At 70.1% G+C, this 20,848-nt stretch carries 20 protein-coding genes; 8 read left to right on the forward strand and 12 right to left on the reverse strand.

The features are described from left to right. Positions 1-34: 34 nt before the first annotated feature. Genes ABD798_RS37220 through lanL form a run of 3 tightly spaced genes read right to left on the reverse strand, consistent with a single transcriptional unit; the run spans position 35 to position 4,567 of the window. Positions 35-157: an ALQxL family class IV lanthipeptide gene (locus ABD798_RS37220; RefSeq protein ID WP_210408301.1), complete on the reverse strand. Its 123-nt coding sequence runs from the start codon at positions 155-157 to the stop codon at positions 35-37. Continuing rightward, on the reverse strand, positions 117-1,871 hold the full coding sequence (locus ABD798_RS18975; protein WP_344876602.1) for an alpha/beta hydrolase family protein: 1,755 nt from the start codon (positions 1,869-1,871) through the stop codon (positions 117-119). The genes ABD798_RS37220 and ABD798_RS18975 overlap by 41 nt, the downstream gene beginning before the upstream one ends. Further along, the gene (gene lanL, locus ABD798_RS18980) at positions 1,868-4,567 is read right to left on the reverse strand and encodes a class IV lanthionine synthetase LanL (protein ID WP_344876605.1); all 2,700 of its coding nucleotides are present in this window, start codon (positions 4,565-4,567) and stop codon (positions 1,868-1,870) included. Before lanL ends, ABD798_RS18975 begins: the two co-directional genes overlap by 4 nt. A gap of 267 nt (positions 4,568-4,834) precedes the next feature. On the opposite strand from lanL, the gene ABD798_RS18985 reads away from it, so the two are divergent. Beyond that, a complete protein-coding gene (locus ABD798_RS18985) occupies positions 4,835-5,497 on the forward strand; it encodes a response regulator (protein WP_344876607.1) in 663 nt (220 codons plus the stop codon). Here ABD798_RS18985 and ABD798_RS18990 read toward each other — a convergent pair. After that, entirely contained in the window at positions 5,440-6,699 is a 1,260-nt protein-coding gene (locus ABD798_RS18990; RefSeq protein WP_344876609.1) for a sensor histidine kinase, read from the reverse strand. The two genes, ABD798_RS18985 and ABD798_RS18990, sit on opposite strands and share 58 nt — an antisense overlap. 424 nt (positions 6,700-7,123) lie before the next feature. Here ABD798_RS18990 and ABD798_RS18995 point away from each other — a divergent pair, with 424 nt between their 5' ends. The 3 genes from ABD798_RS18995 to ABD798_RS19005 all read left to right on the forward strand — a co-directional run bounded on the left by ABD798_RS18995 (position 7,124) and on the right by ABD798_RS19005 (position 9,281). After that, the gene (locus tag ABD798_RS18995; RefSeq protein ID WP_344876611.1) at positions 7,124-7,678 is read left to right on the forward strand and encodes a DddA-like double-stranded DNA deaminase toxin; all 555 of its coding nucleotides are present in this window, start codon (positions 7,124-7,126) and stop codon (positions 7,676-7,678) included. After that, complete coding sequence (locus ABD798_RS19000; RefSeq protein ID WP_344876613.1) at positions 7,663-8,094, forward strand: Imm1 family immunity protein; 432 nt, start codon at positions 7,663-7,665, stop codon at positions 8,092-8,094. The genes ABD798_RS18995 and ABD798_RS19000 overlap by 16 nt, the downstream gene beginning before the upstream one ends. A 95-nt stretch (positions 8,095-8,189) precedes the next feature. Then, the gene (locus ABD798_RS19005; protein WP_344876615.1) at positions 8,190-9,281 is read left to right on the forward strand and encodes a zinc-binding dehydrogenase; all 1,092 of its coding nucleotides are present in this window, start codon (positions 8,190-8,192) and stop codon (positions 9,279-9,281) included. Between the two features lie 42 nt (positions 9,282-9,323). Here the strand turns inward: ABD798_RS19005 and ABD798_RS19010 are convergent, their stop codons facing one another. The 6 genes from ABD798_RS19010 to ABD798_RS19035 form a co-directional block, all read right to left on the reverse strand. Then, on the reverse strand, positions 9,324-10,361 hold the full coding sequence (locus tag ABD798_RS19010) for a trypsin-like serine peptidase (protein ID WP_344876617.1): 1,038 nt from the start codon (positions 10,359-10,361) through the stop codon (positions 9,324-9,326). Positions 10,362-10,603: 242 nt separating this feature from the next. After that, a complete protein-coding gene (locus ABD798_RS19015; RefSeq protein WP_344876618.1) occupies positions 10,604-10,912 on the reverse strand; it encodes a hypothetical protein in 309 nt (102 codons plus the stop codon). 180 nt (positions 10,913-11,092) lie between these two features. Continuing rightward, a complete protein-coding gene (locus tag ABD798_RS19020; RefSeq protein ID WP_344876620.1) occupies positions 11,093-12,181 on the reverse strand; it encodes a carboxylate-amine ligase in 1,089 nt (362 codons plus the stop codon). Further along, positions 12,178-12,603: a hypothetical protein gene (locus ABD798_RS19025; protein WP_344876622.1), complete on the reverse strand. Its 426-nt coding sequence runs from the start codon at positions 12,601-12,603 to the stop codon at positions 12,178-12,180. The genes ABD798_RS19020 and ABD798_RS19025 overlap by 4 nt, the downstream gene beginning before the upstream one ends. A 40-nt stretch (positions 12,604-12,643) precedes the next feature. Continuing rightward, positions 12,644-14,137, reverse strand: coding sequence for an FAD-dependent oxidoreductase (locus tag ABD798_RS19030; protein WP_344876624.1), 1,494 nt, complete (start codon positions 14,135-14,137; stop codon positions 12,644-12,646). Positions 14,138-14,190: 53 nt separating this feature from the next. Then, positions 14,191-15,069, reverse strand: coding sequence for an alpha/beta fold hydrolase (locus ABD798_RS19035; protein ID WP_344876626.1), 879 nt, complete (start codon positions 15,067-15,069; stop codon positions 14,191-14,193). A gap of 168 nt (positions 15,070-15,237) precedes the next feature. Here ABD798_RS19035 and ABD798_RS19040 point away from each other — a divergent pair, with 168 nt between their 5' ends. From ABD798_RS19040 to ABD798_RS19050, 3 genes are all read left to right on the forward strand, one after another. After that, positions 15,238-16,098, forward strand: coding sequence for an MBL fold metallo-hydrolase (locus ABD798_RS19040; protein ID WP_344876628.1), 861 nt, complete (start codon positions 15,238-15,240; stop codon positions 16,096-16,098). A 9-nt stretch (positions 16,099-16,107) separates the two neighbouring features. Further along, on the forward strand, positions 16,108-16,527 hold the full coding sequence (locus ABD798_RS19045) for a winged helix-turn-helix transcriptional regulator (protein WP_344876630.1): 420 nt from the start codon (positions 16,108-16,110) through the stop codon (positions 16,525-16,527). A gap of 195 nt (positions 16,528-16,722) precedes the next feature. Continuing rightward, positions 16,723-17,997, forward strand: coding sequence for an ArgE/DapE family deacylase (locus ABD798_RS19050; RefSeq protein WP_344876632.1), 1,275 nt, complete (start codon positions 16,723-16,725; stop codon positions 17,995-17,997). A gap of 102 nt (positions 17,998-18,099) precedes the next feature. On the opposite strand, the gene ABD798_RS19055 is transcribed toward ABD798_RS19050, so the two are convergent. Together ABD798_RS19055 and ABD798_RS19060 are read right to left on the reverse strand one after the other, a co-directional pair. Next, positions 18,100-18,546: a hypothetical protein gene (locus ABD798_RS19055; protein ID WP_344876634.1), complete on the reverse strand. Its 447-nt coding sequence runs from the start codon at positions 18,544-18,546 to the stop codon at positions 18,100-18,102. 31 nt (positions 18,547-18,577) lie between these two features. Next, entirely contained in the window at positions 18,578-18,922 is a 345-nt protein-coding gene (locus ABD798_RS19060; RefSeq protein ID WP_344876636.1) for a hypothetical protein, read from the reverse strand. A gap of 192 nt (positions 18,923-19,114) precedes the next feature. Between ABD798_RS19060 and ABD798_RS19065 the strand changes: the two genes are divergently transcribed. After that, entirely contained in the window at positions 19,115-20,581 is a 1,467-nt protein-coding gene (locus tag ABD798_RS19065) for an RICIN domain-containing protein (RefSeq protein WP_344876638.1), read from the forward strand. The last annotated feature ends 267 nt before the right edge of the window (positions 20,582-20,848 follow it).

A 20,848-nucleotide genomic window follows, 5' to 3' on the forward strand; every position in this document is an offset into this window, starting at 1 on the left:
GGGTGGCTCCGGCGCCCGCCTGGTCACCGCCGGGTCACTCCGGCAGACGGGTGGCGATGCTGGTCCAGCTGCACGTCCAGGTACAGGTGCGACCGCAGGCGCCGAGCTGAGCTTCCTCAGCGGGAAGCTGCTGCAGAGCGTCGAGTTCGAGCTCCATGATGCCCACCTCTTTCGTTGTTCTTCCTGCCCACCGTGGTCGGTGAGTTCGTGGGCCCGGCGGCGAAGGCGACCACCGTCGACATGACGGGGTCGGCGGCGGCGTCGCCGAGCGCGAAGTGCCCGCGATCGGGTACCTCGTAGTAGGTGATGCCGGGGACCCGGTCGGCCAGCGCCCTCGACTGGCCGACCGGGATCGACTCGTCCAATGCCCCGTGGACGAGCAGCACCGGGATCGAGATCGCCGGAGCCGTGGGAATCAGGTCAACGCGGGTGCTCCGCCCACCGAGGCGGTCGATCATCGCCCGCACCGCGTCGGTGGTTTCCGCGTACAACCGCCGTGCCGAAGCGAAGGGAGCCACGGCGACGCAGCGCGACCACGCCTGCGGCCGGACGGCGGCCGCGAGCAGCGCGAGGTGCGCGCCGTAGCTGATTCCGTACAGCACAGGGGGTCGCTGGCCTTCGGCGTTCAAACTCTCCGCGACCGCGAGCACGTCTTGCAGGTCGGGTCCGCCCCAGTCGCCGATGATCGCCTCGGCGTGCGCGGCGCCGTAGCCCGTGCTGCCGCGCTGGTTGATCGCGACAACGCTCGCCCCCGCCGCGACCAGGCTCTGGAAGAACCGGTCGAAGCCGAACCGCCAGCGATCTGCCGGGCCGCCGTGCAGCGCGAGGACCACCGTCTCGCTCTCGCGCCAGTCCGGGCCGTGCACGACCGCTTCGATCGGGCCAGCGGGACCGTTGAACGTCTCGACGCGGCCTCGCGCCCACGCCTCCTCCGGCTGCGACCACCGAACCGTGCTCGGATCGGGGACCCACAGGAAGTCCTCCGGGCGCGAGGGCGTGGACGCGGTGATCCACAACCCGTGCGAGGTCCAGGCCGCGTGTGTGCCGAGCGTGCACGGCGGCACGTCGACCTCGCGCACGGAGCCGTCACGAACGTCCATCAGTACCAAGCCCGATCGCGCGCCACGGTTGACCACGAGCGCCAGGAAGGAGGCCGTCGGATCGAGCGCGACCGGGGTCACCGATCCGCCGAGGTCGCCCGGCTGTGGGAGTGTCCACATTGGAGTCTCGCCGTCGAGCACCGCCAACGACAGCCGGTTTTCCTCCGCCAGCAGGAAGACCTCGCCGGTGGCCAGCACCGCCGCGCACGAACGGCTCTCGGTCGGCAGGACGCTCCGGCCGGAGAGCGGGTCAATCAGCACCGGTGTCCGCTGGCCCGCCTCCATCGCGGTGAACAGCAGGTCCGATCCGGCGACGACCCCACCGATGAGCACTGTCGGGAGCGTGCACACCGCTTCCAGCCACGGCTCCGCGCTGCGGATCAGGTAAAGCGTGGTCTTGCCGTCCTGCGGAGCGCTCACAGCGCATCCCACGATCTGTTCCGAGTTCGGCGGCGCGGGCAGCAAGCGCAGGATCGGTGGCGTGTGCGCACCGAGCTTCATCCAGACACCGTTGTGCAGCAACGCGAAGCTCTGGCCGTCGGAGCGGTGGCTGTAGGTCATGAGCACGCGCCCGTCGTCCAACGGCAGCGCGAGCGTGGTCGTGGCGGGCGTCGTGATCGGCCACCGGCCTTGGCACGTCGGGCCTTGCGCTCCGAGCAGCCACAGCTCCACGTAGACGCTGCCGTCGTCGTCGGTTGCCACACAGGTCGCGTAGTCGCCCTGCGGCGAGAAGCGCACGTTGATGCGGGACACGGTCAGCGAGGTGTTCACGGCAGCTCCCTCTCCGGCATCCACCAGCGCGGGCCGCCGTGGCGCAGGCGCATGAGGAAGCCCACTGCTCCCGCGAGGCCGGTGCCGTAGTCGACGGTGATCGTCAGCCGACTTTCATCAGGCAGGACAAGCACACCGTCGCGTTCGGTCGCACGAACGGAGATGCAGGTCGCGAGGTCCTCGGCGCCCTCTCCGCCCAGGTCCAGCAGGAACTCGCCGTTTCCCGCGAGCCCGTGACAGGCCACTGTGGACGCTGACCACCGGCTTCGCCGCACCGCGACGGCGGCTTCCCTTGCCAGCGCGAGGTATTCCGTGGCACCGGTGGCCCTGCCGAGCCGGAGGAGGAACGTGCCGATGCCAGAGGAGCCGCTGCACCAGTGGTAGCGCATGTCGGTGTCGTTCTCCGCCTGCCGCTGATCGGTCCGCCAGTACGCGCTGGCCGAGCCGTCCTCGCACCTCTGGCGCACAGCAGCGGCAGCGAGCGTGTCGCCGGCAGCGCGAGCGGCTTGGAGGTAGACCTCGCGGCCGGTTTCCTCCGCTGCGGCGAGGAGGAACGCGCCAACTCCCGCGACTCCGTGCCCGAACCCGTAGTGCCGGATGCCCGCGAGGTTGGAATCGAAGTCCTCGGGAACTGGCCAGAACACGCCCTCGTCGGTGGAGATCGCGGCGGCGATCAGGCCGTCGGCGCACTCCTCCACGCGCTCCAGGAACTCCATCCTGCCGGTCTCGTGCCAGAAGTGCAGCTGCGTCATCCCCGACCCCGCAGCACCGTGGCACACATCGGGATTCGGCCACCGCACAGGGATTCTGAGCGCGAGGTCGCTCGCGTTCTCGACAAGATCCGCGTCGCCCAGGTGCAATCCCGCGTCGAGCAAAGCCCACGCCGCACCCGACCGTCCAAAGTGGAGGCCGGGCAGCAGAACCGGAACGTCGTCCCTGCGCTCGTCGATCCACGTCGCGACCGCCGCGACACCATCGCGCAGCGAGGCGGTCCCGAAGATCTCGCTCGCCCTGGTGAGCACGCCGAGCACGCCGGCCGCGCCGTGCTGGACGTTGCAGGGATCGGTCTGCTGACCGAAGTCACCGCTGGGCCACAACCGTGCGCGCCCCGGCGTCATGGTCGCAAGGATGCGCGCCAACCCATCCTGGATGAGGCGATCCGCACGGTCAGGTGCCGCGTCCACAGTGGACGGACGAGAAGGTAGTTCCACCAGGTACATCGCCGCGCGCTCAAGCGACCAACGCGTGCCGGGGTCCACAGTGGTCAGCCCGAGCACAACGGGCGCGAGAACGCGGGCGGCGGTGTTCCGCCCCTCCAGGGCGCGCAGGACCTCGGCGAGGCGTTCCCCGTGCGAGCGTCCTCCCGGCGTGTCGTCGGGGAACACCGGATCAACACCTGTCACCAGGTAGAACAGCGCTGTGCCAAGCGAATACAGGTCCACGCTCAGCTCCGGCGCGGGGCCGTGCTTCGGCCCGTTCACCGCCTCCGGAGCCGCGTAACCCGGCGTGTACGCGAGGTAGGTCCACTCCCCCGGCCGCGCGGCGATCTCCGGGTCGATGAGCTTGAGCGCACCGCTGGGCGTCAGCATCACGTTGCCCGGCGTGAAGTCCCGGAACACGATGTCGCGGGCGTGCACCTCGGCGAGCAGGGCCGTCAACCGGCGCGCCAGCTCCAGTGCGCGCGACAGCTCCAGCCCGCGCCCGTCACCGTCCCTTCCGTGGTTGGCGTACACCCACTCGCCGAGGCTCTGGCCGGGCACGGCGGTCTCGGCCAGGAACACGTGCTCGTCCTGTTCGAACACCTCGACCACATCGGGCCCCAGGCCTTCGAGTTCCCGCAGCAACCGGGCTTCCCTGCGCAGCGCGTCGCGTGCGTCCTGCCCGTTCAGCAGCGCGCCGATGTGCGCCCGCGCCTGCTTGACGATCACCTCGGCACCGGTGTGCTGATCTTCGGCTCGGTACACACCGCCCCGGGCCGAGTGGCGGAGCGCCTCGCGCACGGCGTAGCGATCGTTGAGCAGCACGGGCTTTCCGGCGGGGCGGGGCTTCGGCGGTTCGACCACCCCACCGGCCGGTGTCTCCGCCCAGGCCGGTGGGGCGAACCACGGGAACCGGGAGTCGGCGACCGCGACGCCGTCGGGCCGCTCGATCCTGGCCTCGAACACGCCGTCGTTGGTCAGCGTGGGAATCCCGGTGAACGCGCCGTAGCGGTAGTGCACGACGCTTCCAGTCCTCACAGGACGGTCGGAGAGGATGCGCGGGCCCGGCAGCCCGGCGGTCGCGATGTCCAACCGCTGAGCCAGATCCGCGAACTGCTCGTCGTCACGCGGGTAGGCGGTGATGAACTTCCCGGCCTGCGCGCGGTGGTAGCGGCTCGACGTCAGCTCTTCGACCTTGGCGATGTCGGCGGCGAACTTGAACTCGCACTCGGCCTCCACGAGCACGGTCGCCGCGCGGTGCAGCACCAGCGCCGCCGACAGCGGGGTCGCCGACACGTGCAGCTTCCACCCCTGGACGCGCTCGGTGCGCTTGGCCGGGCCGACGCGGCACCAGAAGCCGGAGTCCGAGACGGTCCAGCCGGTGCGCTTGCGCGAGGTGACGGCCAGTTCGGCCAGTGCCCGCAAGGGAAAGCCGTCGATCGAGCCGCTTCCCTCGGCCTCCGCCAGCGAGCTGGCCTTGATCACGGCGTCGCGCATGGCTGTCCAGCCCCCTCATCGGTCGCGTTGTCACGTCCTCGAAGCGATGGCGAAACTCTGCATCGCCGCGCCCGGCCGGGGCATCGCCGCTGTTTTGGGGTGTTGACCGCACGGCCTTCGCCAGGTAAGTGCCCCTATTTTTCGCGTTGAGGGGTGGGACTTCCCCGTGTGGCGGATATGCTGGACGGGCTGCGTGGGGACGGCGCTCTTCCTTGAGGGACAACGACTTCAGCCACTGGAGAGTGCGGCTTGATCACGGTTTCGGCTGTGGACGACGACCAGATGCTGCTCGACGGCTTCACCGCGTGGCTGGGCTGCGCGCCGGACGTGGGGATGGTGACGACCGCGCGCACGGTGCAGGAGCTGCTGGAGCGCGAACAGAGCCCGGCCGACGTCGTCGTGCTCGACCTGTTCCTGGCCGACGGCTCCGACCCGGTCCGCAACGTGCGCAGACTGGCCGAGCTGGGCAGGAAAGTCCTTGTGGTGAGCGTGGTTCCGCACCGGACGCACGGCATCGACGTGGTCCGCGCGGGCGCGCGGGGCTTCCTCACCAAGGACCACGACCTGCGCGCGCTGACCGACGCCGTCCGCTCGGTCGCGGCCGACGGGCTCGCGCACTCCCCCGAGCTGGCTTTCGCGTGGGCCAACGACACCAGCGACGACCGTCCGCGACTGTCCACACAGGAACGCAAGATCCTGGTGGCCTACGCCTCCGGTATGACGCTCGCGGCGGCGGCGCGGCGGGCCGGTGTGCAGCCCGCGACGGCGAAGAAGTACCTCGACCGCGTCAAGGAGAAGTACTGCCAGGCGGGCAGGGCCACCTACACCAAGATCGACCTGGCCAACCGGGTCCGCGAGGACGAACTGGACCGCTACCCGCGCGGCTGCTCCACCAGCTCGGGCGTGGCCGAGGTGCGCTCGGCGGGGTGAGCGGGCCAGCGCAGTTCGACGCTGGTCCCGTTGCCGGGCATGGAGAACAGCTCCAGCTCACCGCCCACCTCCACCATCCGCTCGCGGATCGACCAGCGCAGCCCGAAGCCGTCGGCGTTGTGCTCCTGGTCGAAGCCCTCGCCCCGGTCGACCACGCGCACCACCAGCACCTCGTCCTCGCGCGCACAGGTCAGCCACACCTGGTCGGCACCGGAGTGCTTGACCACGTTGTTCAACGCTTCCCTCGTGGCACCGACGAAAGCCGCCACCACGCGGCTCGGCAGCTCCTCCGGGACGTCGCCGTTCATGTGGTGCACGCGCAGACCCGCTTCCTCCGCCTCCGCGATGAGCCCGCCCAGTTCGTCGGCGAGGCCGTCCGTGCTCGCGGAGCGGTCCTCCAGGATCAGCCGCCGCACGTACTCCGCGTCCTTGCCGCACCGCTTCCGCACCTGCTCGCGCCGGTGGTCCAAGCCTCCGCGCGCGATCGCGGTCAGCGTCGCCAGCACCGTGTCGTGCAGCTGCCGGTGGTGCGCCATCCGCTCTTCGACCCGCGCGCGTTCGCGCTCCACCGCGACCCGCTGCGCCACCGCCTCGTCCAGCGCCTTGGACTGGCGGCACAGGTAGTTGCGCATGAAGAACAGCAGCAACCCGAACCACACGCAGCTGTTGAGGTGGCCGATCAGCCCGGGGAACAGCCGCGCCTCCGGCCCCACGTGCTCGGTCAGCGCGATCACGTAGCCCGCCATCGGGATCAGCGAGACCACCAGCGCCTGGCGCCCCGCCAGTGCCGCCCCGATGAGCGAGGCCGTGGCCAGCGCCATCTTCGGTGACCAGTTCATCGAGGTCAGCTCGAAGCCCGGCGGGCAGTTCGCCGTCACCACCCACATCAGCGCGCAGGAGAGCGCGATGTCCGCCAAGACCGTCCAGCGCGGGAACCACCCCCGCTGCCAGGCGAAGAGGACGAACACCATCGTCCACACCACCGCCACCGACAGCAGCGTCCCGTTGAGCACCTGGCTGCGGAAGTCCCGCGCGGTCGAGCTCATCGCGTTCACCGCCGCCAGCACCAGGTAGCTCAGCCGCTGGCCGATCAGGATCAGCGCGAGGAAGCGCAGCGCGCGCTGCTTGCCCGGCTGCGCGATGAGGTACGTCGGATCACCCAACGCGCGCAGCCTGCTCAGCGTCCCCCCGGAAAGTCCCACATCCCCGACCGTCGCAGAGCGCGAGCGGATCGCCGCGCGGGAGACCCGTTCGGCGTCCACCAGGTGATGTACCCGCATAAGACAGTCAACGGGCCTTGCGCTTGAGGGACGCCGGACACGGGGCCACTCGGACGAAACCGCCCATGAGGGGCGTTCACCCCGCACCGGTCTCGTGGAACTCCAGCAGCCCTCGGCTGCGCCGAAGTAGGACGCGGTTGACGATGATCGACAGGGGGTTGGGTGGTCTTGAAGACGCCCCAACGTCGGCACCGGGTGCAGGATCAGCGTTCTGAGCCAGAGCGCACGCCGAGTGTGACGGTCCAGGGTCGGTAGGTGTGGCGTCGCTGCGGGAGGTAGCCGAGGCGGCAGCGCCGATCCGGCTGCCGAGGAAGTCCACGGCCTGCTGCACGCCGCGAAGGACGATTTGGACAACGTCCGGCACTCGGCCGAGGTCGCGGTGCCGGAGACAGTGCAGCGGTGGATCACTCAACTCGGAATCGACGCGACCATCGCCTCCACGCAGCAGCAAGCCCCTGTCACCCCGTCGCGCATGTCCCCCGCAGAGCAGCAACAGACCCTTGAACGCCTGCGCAAGCAGCTGCCACCGCCAGTTGAGGCGGGTTCAGGCGTGAAAACACACGGGCGGTGGATGGCCGCCGACGGCGCGGTCAACTCAATCGTCTCCGGCCGCGACGCGGACTCCGACCACGTCGACCGGCTGCTGCTGAAGCGAGGTCTGCCCGCTCGCCGTCGTGCGGCGCGCTCGGCCGATGTCGAGCTCAAGCTGGCTGCCCGGATGGTCGAGACCGGCACGCGACACGTCACGGTGGTGATCAACCACCGTCCCTGCGTCGGACCGTACGGCTGTGACACCCTGGTGCCGATCGTGTTGCCTCCCGAGTACACGTTGACCGTGCTCGGCAGCGACGGCTACCGGGAGACCTTCGAAGGGGGCGCCACGCCATGGTGGTCGCGCTGAACGCCTACTACGACTTCGAACACGGCAAGACCCCGCCTCGCATCACCAGTGAGGAGCAGCTGGCCGCGATGCTCGACGAGGTCTGGCGCACCCGCAAGGCCGCGCTCGTGGAACTGCTGCCCGCCGAGGACCCCGCAGCCGCGACACTGGATGTCGGGTTTGACGGCGACCGCGGCGTGGGCGTGCTCTGGTACTCCGGTCCCGACCACGCGAGCTGCCACAGTTACAACCCCGACCACAACCCCGACGCCTCCGGCAGCACCTCGGAGCCGGTCCTGTACTACTACATGACCTCCGACACCGAATACCCGGTCAGCGCGGAAATCCCCGCCGACAGCGTCATCGCCGCAGCCCTGGAATACATGCGCACCGGCGGTCGTCGCCCCGCGAACATCGCGTGGCAAGAAGCCGACTGACCCCCAACCCCGGCACCGGGTGCAGGATCGGCGTTCACGTGTTCGTCCTCGTGAGAGCATGGGCGCCCCCATTCGCCAGGTGAAGGAGTGCCACTGTGATCACGGCGTCGGTCATGCGCGAACCCCGTGCCCCGATGGAGCTGCGCACGTTCGAGCGCCCCGACGTCGAGCCCGGCGCCGTCCTGCTCAAGACCTTGGGCAGCGAGGTCTGCGGCACGGACGTCCACCTCCAGCAAGGGCATCTGGCCGGTGTCCCCTACCCGATCATCCCGGGGCACGTGGCGGTCGGCGTGGTGGAGGAGATCGGCGACGGCCCGGTGCTCGACGTCTCGGGCGCGCCGCTGGAGGTCGGGCAGGTGGTGACCTACCTGGACGTCTACGGCACGTGCGGTCGCTGCTGGTACTGCACGGTGGCCCACGCGAGCACGCGCTGCCCGAACCGCAAGGTGTACGGCGTGACGATGTCCTCCGACGACGGCCTGTACGGCGGCTGGTCGGAGCACGTCTACCTGCGGCCGGGCGTGCACGTCATCCCGCTGCCGGAAGGCCTCGACTGGCGCGCGTTCCTGGCGGTGGGCTGCGGTATGCCGACGGCGCTGCACGCGGTGACGCTGGCGGATGTGGCCTTCGGTGACACCGTCGTGGTGCAGGGCGCGGGGCCGGTCGGGCTGAGCGCGGCGGCACTGGCGCAGCTGCGCGGGGCGGGCCAGGTGATCGTCGTCGGCGGACCGGACGTGCGGTTGAAGGCGGCGCGGCGCTTCGGCGTGGACGCGGTGATCAGCATCGAGTCGACCACCGAGGCGGAGCGGATCGAGGCGGTCCGCGAGCTCACGGGCGGCCGGGGCGCCGACGTGACGGTCGAGGCCACCGGCGTGCCCGCCGCCGTGCCGGAAGGCATGCGGCTGACCCGCGACGCCGGGCGCTACGTGGTGGTCGGCCAGTACAGCAACGTCGGCGACGCCTCGTTCAACCCGCACCTGGACCTCAACCAGAAGCACCTCGACGTGCGCGGCTGCTGGGGCTCGGACGTGGGGCACGTCTTCCGCTCGGTGCAAGTGGTCGCCAGGTACGGGCACCAGTTCCCGTGGGCGGAGCTGATCAGCGCCGAGTACGACCTCTCGCAGACCCAGCAGGCGCTCGACGACGTCGCGGCGGGGCGGACGGTGAAGGCGCTCATCGTGCCGTGATCCTCCGTGGCCGCTCACGACGACCGTGAGCGGCCACGGCGTTCAGCTGCCGGCGTCGGCGCTCTTGAACAGGTCGTGGGCGACCTTGCCGAGCAGGGACCCGTTGACCCCGAGCGTGGAGTTCGTCGACACCAGGTAGCCGACCCCGCGCTGGTCGTCGAAGCGCGTGTACCAGGGCCCACCGGAGGAGCCCTGCGTCATCTTGCACGGGAAGCTGAAGGTGTTGTTGCGGTTGGCCGTCCAGGTCGGCGACGAGCACGAGCGCATGGTGGAGCCGTCGAAGGCCCCCACTGCGGGGTAGCCCAGCGTGCGGATGCTCTCCGCGGTGGCGTCGAAGGCGATGCCCTGACCGCCGAGCGCCTCGGTGATCTTCTTCCCGCCGAGCGGGCGCATCCGCAGGAACGCGATGTCGTAGCCCCAGCCCTCGCCGATGGAGTTGCCGTCCGAGTTGACCTTGCCCTTTTCCTGGAACTGTCGCGGCGCGTACATGGACTCGGCGGTCCACCGGCCGTACGGGGTCTGGCCGTTGGTGTCGCCGGGGACGTACAGCACGCTGTCCGCCCAGCTCCCCCCGTACTTGCCGGAGAAGTCCCAGATGCAGTGCGCGGCGGTGGCCAGGAGCACGCCCGAGGCGGAGTTCACCACCGACGCCGAGCACGTGAACCCCGAGAGCCCGTTGAAGGCGACGTAGATGCGACCGGACGTGGTCGCGGTCAGTCCGGCCCTCGTCCACACCGCGCCGGAGTCATCGCGCGGCAACGGCTTCGTCGGCCCGACCGGCCCCGAGGTCGGGTGGACCACCGCGGCGACGGGCTCGTCCCTGGGGACGTCGGTGATCTGTCCCGGCTGCGGCTGACGCGGTTTCGCGTTCTTCATCCGCTCGCTGGTCCAGTACTCGTTGACCTCCTGCGGAGTACTGGTGAACACCTTGCGGAGGTCGCTCGGCTTGGTACCGGCGAGCTCCTCCTCGACGTTGCGCGTCGACGGTCCCGCCTTCGGAGTGCCTGGCAGGGCGGTGGTGCACGCGCCGAGCACGATGATCGCCGACATCACCGCCACGGTGACGCGCAGGTACCGCATCGATTTCTCCCACAGTTCTCGTCGTCGGTAGGCGCATGTTAGACGCACTTCCCGCGACGAACTCCCCTTTCACCATCATTGGGGCGAACGAATTCGGCGGCCCCAGGGGTGAGCGCTGAGCGCGAACACCGCGGTCGAATCGCGTCAGAACACCGGTCACGCCGAAGTCCCGGCGCGGCGCGGGGTCGGGCTCCCACGGCGCGCCGGGACTGTCCACTATGGACTCTGCTGGCTCAGGTCACTCAGTGGCCGTGGCCGTGCGAGCCCAGGCCGATGCCGAGACCCAGTCCGAGGTCCAGGTCCAGACCCAGGTCGAGCACGCCGCGCAGCCCGGAGCCGTGGTGACCGTGGTGGCCGTGACCACGGCCGTCGAGGTTCAGCTTCAGCCCGACCTTGACCGTGGTCGAGGCGGTGCCGGAGACGCTGGTCGACGTGTGCGAGGCGGCCGGCCCCGAGGTGTCGGCGAACGCCAGCGCGGGTGCGCCGATCACCAGTGCCAACGCTGCGGGAACCGCGGCGACGACAGCGGTCTTGCGACGAATACCGTGCATGACTTCTCTCCTTCGATCGGGTTCGAGTGCCTTCCGGCGCCTCGTGACCCATTCGACGCCGTCCCGCACCCGGATTGGTGATCGGAGAAATTCAGTTCCGAACGCCGAAAGTGCTTGGGAGAGACAGAAAGGTTGCCCAGTCCATGCGCGCCTAAACCTCTTCGGCACCACGAGCAAGGCTCACCGCGATACGGCTGCCGCCAACATGTCGATCACCGCGCGCGGTCCGTCGACGGCCGCCGCGCGCTGGCGGTCCGCACCGTTGCCCTCACGCAGAACGGCCTTGGTCGTGGTTTCCACGAAGTCTTCGTCCCCCGTGTCCGCCAAGGCATCGCGCACGTGCTTGAACAGGTCCGCGATCATCGAGGCCGCGGGAACTCGACGATGTTCGAAGGGGTGCACGGCGAATCCGGTGACACCGTGACGGGCGGCCGTCCAGAGCGCTGCGGCAGCGACCTGGTCAGGCACGCGCACGGCTTCCCTCCCACTGTCCACTTCGGACAGAGCAGTGCGCACGAGCGCACGCGTCAACGCGGCCTGCAACAACGCTTCCTCCACCGTGGGGACCGCGTCGGCCACGCGGATCTCCACCGTCGGGAAACGCGGCGAGGGCCTTGCCAGCCAGAAGCACATCGCCTCGTCCACGATCGCCCCGCACTCCGCGAGGCGCGCGACCTCCGCGTCGTACTCCGCCGCCGAGCCGAACCACGGGGTCGCTCCGCCGCCGGGGAAGCGGGTCTGCTCCATCGTCCGCCAGCTCGCGTAGCCGGAGTCGCGCCCCGCCGCGAAGACGGAGTTCCCGGAGAGCGCCAGCAGGCTCGGCAACCACGGGCGCACGTGGTTGATCACCGCGATGGCCGTGTCCCGATCCGGCACCCCCACGTGCACGTGACAGCCGCCGACCTGGTAGTTCGCCACGACTCCCGCATACGATCCCATGATCGACTCGAAACGTTCGCCCACCGTGTGCGGTGGTGGTCCGCCGTCGAGCACCGGGGTTCCCGTGGAGAGCAACAGCATTCCGTTCGCCGAGGCCGCCGAGGCCAGCAGCGCACGACCCCGCGAGAGCTGATCTCCCAGCTGTGCAAGGGTTTCGCACACGCCGGTCGCCGACTCCACCTGAGTGCTCAGCAGCTCCCTCTGCAACGAGGTCGGCCCCTGCCCGGCGCACGCCAGCACTGCCGTCGCGCCGGGCGCGGGCAGTCCGGTTTCGGCGTCCACCAGAAGGAACTCCTCCTCGACGCCGAGGGTCGTTCCCGGCGAGGTCACGGGTTGAGGTCCTGTCCGGGTTCGCCCGGAGTGGTGTTGCGGCCCTTCATCTCCGCCTCGGCGACGTGGCGGGCTCCGCCCAGCAGCTCCTCGCGCACCGCGCGCTCCCACCCCCGGAACGCCTCGTAGTAGCCGTCGTCGTACTCCTCGACCAGCTGGAAGGTCCACCGGCCGGTGACCACGTTGCGCCCCACCAACTCCCGCTCAAGGCGGTCGGCGAGCTCCACGTGCCCGGCCTCGTGCAGCAGCTTCGCGGCCTCGCCGAGCTTCGCGTCCGCGCTGCCGGTGAGCTGGTGGAAGTCGTAGAGGCGGCCCCGCGCCCGCTCCGTGGTCTCCAGCGCCTCGGTCAGCGCGCCCACCGCGCGCACCGTCGCGTCGTCCACCCCGTCGGGCCGCCTGCCCTCAGCGCGCTCACTCGTCATAGCAGCCCAGTACCCCGGCGGCGCGGCGCCAATCCCGTGCTCAGGGTTCTCGTCTGGGCAACGGTTTCGTCGCCGGGCCTTCCAGCACCGCGCCGTCGACGTCGAAGCGCGAGCCGTGGCAGGGGCAGTCCCAGCTGCGCTCCGCCCCGTTGAAGCGCACGAGGCACCCCAGATGCGTGCAGCGCAGCGACACCGCGTGCACGACACCGGCTCGGTCGCGATAGACGCCCTTCTTGCCGATCCCGTCGCGCAGTACGCACGCGGTGTCGACCGGAATGGCCTCGACCTCGGTGGAGTCGGCCGGGCTCACCCGGTCACCGACGAGGTTTTTGGCGACCTTGGCGTTCTGCTTCAGCAGCGTCGGTGCGCTGCGCAGGCTGAGCCGGTGCGGTGAGAACAGCTCCGCGTGCGGGTTCTCCGCTCCGGTGACGCGGTCCGCGAGGATCTCCGCCGCGACCGTTCCCATCGCCAGGCCCCACTTCGCGAAGCCGGTCGCCACCCAGAGCCCCGTAGCTCCCGGCAGGTAGGAGCCGACCATCGGCAGCACGTCGTAGGCCTTCGCGTCCTGGGCAGACCACCGATGGGTGATCTCCTCGACGTCGAAGTGCCGCTGGGCGAACTCGGTGAGCGCCGTGTAGCGCGAGAAACTGACGTCGTGCGCGCCCGCCGAGTGCGACTGGCCGCCGACGATGAGCTGGTCCCCGTGGCGGCTGAACGACCACGCGGGGCTACCCGCGCTGATGGCCAGGTCCTGCGGTGGCGTCCCGGAGCGCAGCCGCGCGGCCACGCAGTACGAACGCTCAGTGTCCAGCCGCGCGAAGAACAACCCGCGGTCCAGCATCGGGTAGTGCGTCGCCACGACCACGTGCTCCGCTTCGACGAGCCCCGCAGCAGTGCGCACTTCGTACGGTGCCGACGCGGAGACGCGCGTGACGCGGCTGTTCTCGAAGATCCGCCCGCCTTCTGCGGTGAATGCCGCCGCGAGCCCGCGCAAGTACTTCGCCGGATGCAGGACGACCTGGCCCTCCAAGCGAACCGCGCCGAACGTGGGGAAAGGCAGGTCCAGCTCCTCCGTCCACGTCACCGGCAGTCCCGCTCGTTGAGCCGCCTCGGCCTCCGCTCGCACCGCGTCGCGCTCGTCCTCCGCGTAGGCGAACGTCGCCGCGGGCGCGCTGTGCAAGTCGCAGTCAATACCCTCGGCCAACGTGGAGAGCAGCCGCACTCCCGCCGTGGCCGCCGCCGCGTATCCAGCCGCCGAGGGGGCGCCGTGCCGTCGCTCCACCGTTGAGTACATCGTCGACTGCAACGCCGTGACCTTGGCGGTGTTGTTACCGCTCACGCCGGACGCGACGCGCTCCGCCTCCAGCACCGCGACGTCAACACCGCGCCGCCGCAGCAGCAAAGCCGTCGTCAGCCCCGCGATGCCGCCCCCGATGACGGCGACCTTCACGCGATGCCTACCGCTCAGCGACGGAAATCCGGGTCCTGGGGGCGCGTCCAGCCACAGTGACTGCTCAGCGGTCGTGGTGTCCATGCGGTCCAACTACCCCGCACGAGCCGACCTACGCGCGCCGCCGCTGTTCGCCTTCAGGTGGTGGGGTGGATGCGCGAGAGGAAGTCGCGCATGAGGGTGGAGATCTCCTCAAGGTGGGTTTCCAGGGCCCAGTGACCGGCGTCGAGCAGGTGGAGCTCAGCGTCGGGGAGGTCGCGCAGGTACGCCCGCGCGGCGTCCTCCGGCATGTAGCCGTCGTGCGGCCCCCACACGATCAGCGTCGGAGGGCGGTGCTGCCGGAGGTACTCCTGCTGCCGCGCGAACCACGGCACGGTGTTGCGCTGATCGGCCAGCAGCGTGATCAGGTTCTCGCGGCGCGCGGGCGTCGACATGAGCGCCCAGTGCAGCCGCCACAGGTCGGGCGAGACGCGCTCGACGAGCTGGGAAGGGATCTCGCCGACGAACTCGTCGCGGAAACCCTCCTCGCTGACGGCGTTCCCGAGCTTCGAGCGGCCCTCCGGCGTCGGGTTGTCCCAGTACTCCTTGAGCGGCGCGTACTTGGGGCCGTGCGCGTCCTCGTAGATGTCACCGTTCTGGATGACGAGGCCCGCGACCCGACCGGGGTCGGACATCGCCAGCCGCAGACCGATCTGGGAGCCGTAGTCGTGGAGGTAGATCACGTACCGGTTCAGGTCGAGACACTGCACGAAGCGCTGGAAGAGCTCCGCGTAGGCGTCGAAGGTGTAAGCGAAGTCGACCTGATCAGGTGTGCCGCTGTACCCGAAACCGGGGTAGTCCGGAGCGACGAGCCGCCACTGGTCACCGAGCGCGCCCATGAGGTTGCGGAACTGGTAGGAGGAGCACGGATACCCGTGCGGCAGAACGACAACTGGCGCGTCGGGCGGCCCAGCCTCGCGGTAGAAGATCCGCGTTCCGTCCAACTCCACAGTCCTGTGCGCGACCGGCACCACCACGTTTTCTCCCTTCACACAAGCGATTCGTTGGTGTACCCGGGCTCACCGGCGCGATAACCACTTCAGCTGAGCCTGAACACGCACTTGCAAGTGCGTACTTCCGCGCGGAGAGCTGCTCCTCGAAGGTTTCGGTGTACCCGTTCACACCGCTTTCCGAGGAGCAGCACCATGTCCAGACCCGCTGAGCGCGCACAGGTCCGCGTCGGTCAGACCACCGTCACCTACCTGCCGGACGGGCACGCGTGGCTCAACCCGGCGGTGTTCCTGCCCGCGAGCGTCCCCGAAGGCTGGGCCGCGCACGACGCGTTCCTGGACCGGCGCGGGTGGTTCCCGGTGAGCATCGGGTCGTTCCTGATCCGCACCGCCGATCGCGCCGTCCTGGTCGATCTCGGGCTCGGCGCCGTCGACTTCGCCCTACCTGGCGCCGCCGAGTTCCACGGAGGCGGCCTGCTCACCGCGCTCGCCGAGGAAGGCTTGTCCCCCAACGACATCGACACCGTCATGTACACGCACCTGCACCACGACCACGTGGGCTGGACGACGCGCGACAGCAACCTCACCTTCCCCAACGCGCGGCACCTGGTCAGCGAGGCCGAGTGGGAGCACTGGCACGGCACCGCCGAACTCGTCGGCCCGGACCCGGACGCCGTGCAGAGGCCGCTCTCCGAGGTGATCGGCTTCGTCGGTGACGGCGACACCGTCGCACCAGGTGTCCACGTCCTCGCCACGCCGGGCCACACCCCCGGGCACAGCAGCGTCGAGGTCCGCGATCCCGGCGGAGCCGACCCGCGCCGCGTGCTGATCCTCGGCGACGTCATGCACTGCCAGGTGCAGATCACCGAGAGCCACTGGAGCTTCGCCTTCGACGTGGACCCGGCCCAGGGCGTCGCGACCCGCGAGCACGTGGTGAAGGACGTGGAGGACGAGCGCACGATCCTGGCGGGCGGGCACTTCGCGGGCCAGGTGTTCGGCCGGGTCCTGACCGCGACGCCGCTGCGAACGTGGGCCAGCGGGCTGGGCGTCGGCTAGCGTCCGCGCATGCCCCCGCACAGCCGCCGACCGCGCCCGGGAACGCCCGGACCCGTGCTGACGTGGTTGCCCGACGGCCGCCCGGCCGACGTCTACAGCGCGCCGTGCCCCTCCCGGCAGGTCCTCGACCGGATCGCCGACAAGTGGACCGCGCTGATCGTCGGCTGCCTGTCCACGGGCACCAAGCGCTACGGCGAGCTGCGCGCGGCCATCGACGGGGTGAGCGAGAAGATGCTCACCCAGACGCTGCGCAGCCTGGAGCGCGACGGTCTGCTCACCCGCACCTCGCACCCCACCGTGCCGCCGAAGGTCGAGTACGGGCTGACGCCGCTCGGGCGGACGCTCACCGGACCGCTCGCCGCGATCCGAGACTGGGCGGAGATCCACATCAACGAGGTCACCGACGCGCGGGCGCGCTACGACAGCTAGCAGGAATCGACGCGTCGCGCCCGGACGACGTGGTGCTGCCGCGACCTGACCTCGGCTCCTGGCAGGGTTTTCCCTTCGGTCCCGGTGGATTGATTTCACTCAGCACTGAAGTAATTGTGACTGCCGATTTGTGGACGGACGAGTGCCGTAGGCTCCCGGGTCGTTCTGATGATCACGACCGGGAGCGGGGTTGCGATGACAGCACGGATGAGCGGCGTGGAGGCGTCGGCGCTGGCCGCGATCGACGAGTGCGCGATCGGCCAGAACCTGGTGGAGCTGCTCGCGGTGCCGAGCGTGACGGGCACCGCCGCGGAGTCCGAGCTGCAGCACGTCCTCGCCCGGCAGCTGGGACGCGTCGGCATGGACGTCGACCTCTGGTCCATGGACCTGGACGAGCTGCGCGAGCACCCCGACTTCCCCGGCGGCGAGGCACCGCGTTCGGAGGCGTGGGGCGTGGTCGGCGGCACGCAGCACGGGGGTGACGGCCCGACGCTGATCCTCCAGGGCCACGCCGACGTGGTGCCACCGGGCGACCTCAAGCAGTGGGAGGGCGACCCGTTCCGCCCGAGGATCGTCGGCGACGTGGTGCACGGGCGGGGCGCCTGCGACATGAAGGCCGGGATCGTCGCGATCGTCGCCGCGCTGGACGCGATCCGCCGTGGCGGCGCCCGGCTGCGCGGACAGGTCTCGGCGCACTTCGTGGTCAGCGAGGAAGACGGCGGACTCGGCGCGTTCGGCACGCTTCAGCGCGGTCACACCGGCGACGCCTGCATCATCACGGAGCCGACCAGCGGTGCGTTGATGACCGCGAACGCCGGAGCGCTGACCTTCCGCATCGAGGTCCCCGGCAAGGCCGCGCACGGCAGCACCCGCTACGTCGGGACGAGCGCGATCGACGCCTACCTGCCCGTCCACCACGCGCTCGCCCGACTGGAAGCCCGCCGCAACACCAGCGCGGACCCGCTCATGTCGGAGTACCCCATCCCGTACCCGCTCTCCGTCGGCACCGTGCGGGCGGGCGACTGGGCGAGCAGCGTGCCGGACCTGCTCGTCGCCGAGGGCAGGCTCGGCGTGCAGCTCGGCGAGGACCCGGCGAAGGCGCGCGCCGAGCTGGAGGAGTGCGTGGCCGAAGCCTGCACGGGCGATCCCTGGCTGCGCGCGAACCCGGCCGTGGTGACCTGGCCCGGCGGACAGTTCGCCAGCGGGCGGCTGGACCCCGGGCACCCGCTCGCGGCGCTCGTCGGCGATGCGGTCGCGGACGTCACCGGTGGCGCACGACCGGCCGAGCGCGGCGCTCCTTACGGCAGCGACCTGCGACTGTACTCCGGCGCGGACATCCCGACGTTGCAGTACGGCCCCGGCGACGTGCGCCACGCGCACAGCCCGCAGGAACAGGTCAGCGTCAAGGACATCGTCACCGTGACGCGAGCGCTCGTGCTCGCGACCCTGCGGTCAGTCGGCACTCGGTAGATCAACACGAAGCAGCTCACCTGACGGCCGTCGCTGCTACCGCGAGACCGAGGCACGAGCTGCTGGTGGCCTCCCGATCCCCCGGGAGGCCACCGCGTCAGGTCACTTCGTGTAGCAATGCGGCTGCGATCCCCAGAGGTTCACGCAGAGCGCCACGGACTTGATCTTCACCCACTCACCCGCCTTGAACGGATGCTCGTTGACCTTGAACGAGCGGTCGAAGGTGATCGCGTCGACGTCCTGACCACCACCGAGGACCGGGCTCATCGCGCCCGGCCGCACCGAACGGCTCTCACACCGCCAGTTCCGGTCGAGCACCTTGCCGCCGGTGTCGCGGACGGTGCACGTCGTGCCGCCGCTCTTGACGATCGAGGCGATGCGCAAGGGGAAGGTGGTCTTGTTGAGCGCGTGGCCGCACCCGATGCCGAAGCCGCCGATGTTGATCTTGCATTCCCCCGCCGACGCGCTCGCCCCCGCCAGTCCCGTGAGGAACGTGGTCGCGGCGACGACGACGGCGAACCGGCGTGCCCGTGCTGCCGTGCTGGACATGTGCGTGCCCTTCCCTTCGAGGAGAGGTGGATCAGCTCGGGTTGTGGACCCAGTCCGAGGCCGGGCCCTTGTCCTCGACGACCTTGAACTTCGCGATCCGCACGCTCCAGCAGGTCTGCGGCCCCCAGTGGCCGTCCGCGCCGCTGCCGTCCCACACCGAGAAGTGCACTCCGTTGACGAGGCGGACGTCCACGTAGACGCCGTGGCCGTCGCCCTCGCCGTCGAAGGCCGCCGCGCAGTGCTGGCTGGCCCACCCCCGGTTGCCGCCGGAGCGGGCCTCGGACGCGTTGGCCGTGCCGGTCGCGATCATCGTCAGCGCGGTCGCGAGTGCGACGGTCCCGGTCGCCAGGACGCCGGAGCGCGAAGACTTCTTCATGTCGATCATGCCTTTCGTGAGGGCCCCGACGACTGCCGGTGCCGCCCTTCCTGGCTAACGCCGGGCGCTGTCCCACGAACAGGTGTTGACCTTGGTTGAGACAGTGGGACACGCTGAGACACAGGTCAGCCGGGGTAAGTGGGACCGCGGACGGCTGGACCGACGCACAGGGGGAAGCAGATGCTCGGGCCGGTGAAGCACGAGAACGAGGGCGGCTCGGGAGGAGTTCCACCCGATCCGGCGACGGCGACGGACCTCGCCCAGTACGTCGCGCGACTGGACGAGCTGCGAGCCGTCGCCGGGTGGCCGGACGCGCCGATCGGCTTCAAGAAGCTCGACGACATGGCGCGCGCCAATCCCGCCGTCGGCCACGGAATGCTGTCCAAGGCGACCGCGCACCGGCTGCTGACCGGTCGCAACGACCTGGCGCTCAGCCGCGATCCGCACCGCTTCGTCAGGGCCTACGTCACAACGCTCGGCATGGACCCGGCTCCGTGGCTCGCCGCGCTCGACGTGTTGCTGGCCCAGACGCAGCTCCCGGCGGCCCCGGTTCCTCCGGCCGTCGCTGCTCCGAAGCAGCGGCGGCGGTGGCCGTTGGTGACCGCCGCCGTCGCGGGGCTGGCGGTGATCGCGCTCGTGACGTGGCTCGTCGTGCGGCCGGAACCGCCCGTGGAGCACATCGACCTCGCGAAACCGTCGGTGATCGAAGTCAGCGGGACGGGACTGCGGCTGGCCATCGACCGCGCGACCGACAGCCCCGGCGCGGGCGCTGTGGTGCTCAACGGCGGCTCGGCGCCGGGCGCGGTGTGGGAGTTCACCACGCCCTACCGCGACAATCCCGAATTCGTGCAGATCCGCCCGCAGGGCAAGCTCCTGATGTGCCTGGAGGTCGTGAGCGGCAGGCACGACGACCGCGCTCCCGCGCAGCAGTGGGGGTGCAACGGGGAGAGGCACCAGTACTGGCAGGTGCAGCCCCACGCTCCGGGCGCCGCGCAGATCGCGAACCTCAACAGCGGCCTCTGCCTGAGCATGGCCGGGGCCTCGGCGCACGCCGGGATGAACCTCGCTCAGCGCCCGTGCGAGAAGGGCAAGCGCACGCAGCTGTGGAAGGTCTCCGCTGCTCCTGCCCCGATGACCACGACCAGTGCGGGAACCGCGCGGGTGAGCCAGGGCGGCGTCGTCGGCACCGATGCCGCCGAGTACCCCGGTGGCGGTAAGGACCGCCCTTGCGATGACGGCCGCGCGGTCGTCGATGTCGCCGCCGTCGCATGGGAAGGGCCCCGCGTCTTCATCCGCGACTCGGACGCCGTGCGCGGCCAGGTGAGCATCGGCCCGGGCACTGTCGGCGCCGCTCAGCTCTTCCGCGACTCGCGCATCACCGCCGACGGCGGGCGCGAGGACTTCTACTGGGCCGAGGGCTACGTGAAGTTCAGCCCCGAACGGTTCACCGTCGCTCTCCAGTGGACCGATTCGCGCGTCGAGGGCCGATGGCACACGTGCTCGAAGCCCTTCCTCCGCGAGCACGAGCGCCCTGTCACCGCGGCGGTCATCCGCGACAACGACGGCGACGGCAAGGAAGACACGTGGTTCCGCGCCTGCCTGATCTACCTCCCCGAGCGGTCCACCACGCCCGTCGCCGCCTGCACCAGCCGCTACTAAGCCCTGTCCTGTAAGTCACCGGGTTTGCAGGTCTTCAAGACCACCCAACCCCCACACCAGCCGTCTTCAACGACGGCAAACCCCGCAAGCCGCAGGGTTTGCGGCGGTTAGCGATGATCATCAGAGGGGTTTGCTGGTCTTGAAGACACCCCAACCCCCAGCGACACCGTGACCGGAACGCACAGCGCAACCACTTACAGGACAGGCGCTAGACGAGTAATTCCTAACGGGGTCAGTGGTCGTAGGCGATCAGTGATCGGGTGAGGG

The organism is Allokutzneria multivorans (genome assembly GCF_039537405.1).
GTDB lineage: Bacteria > Actinomycetota > Actinomycetes > Mycobacteriales > Pseudonocardiaceae > Allokutzneria > Allokutzneria multivorans.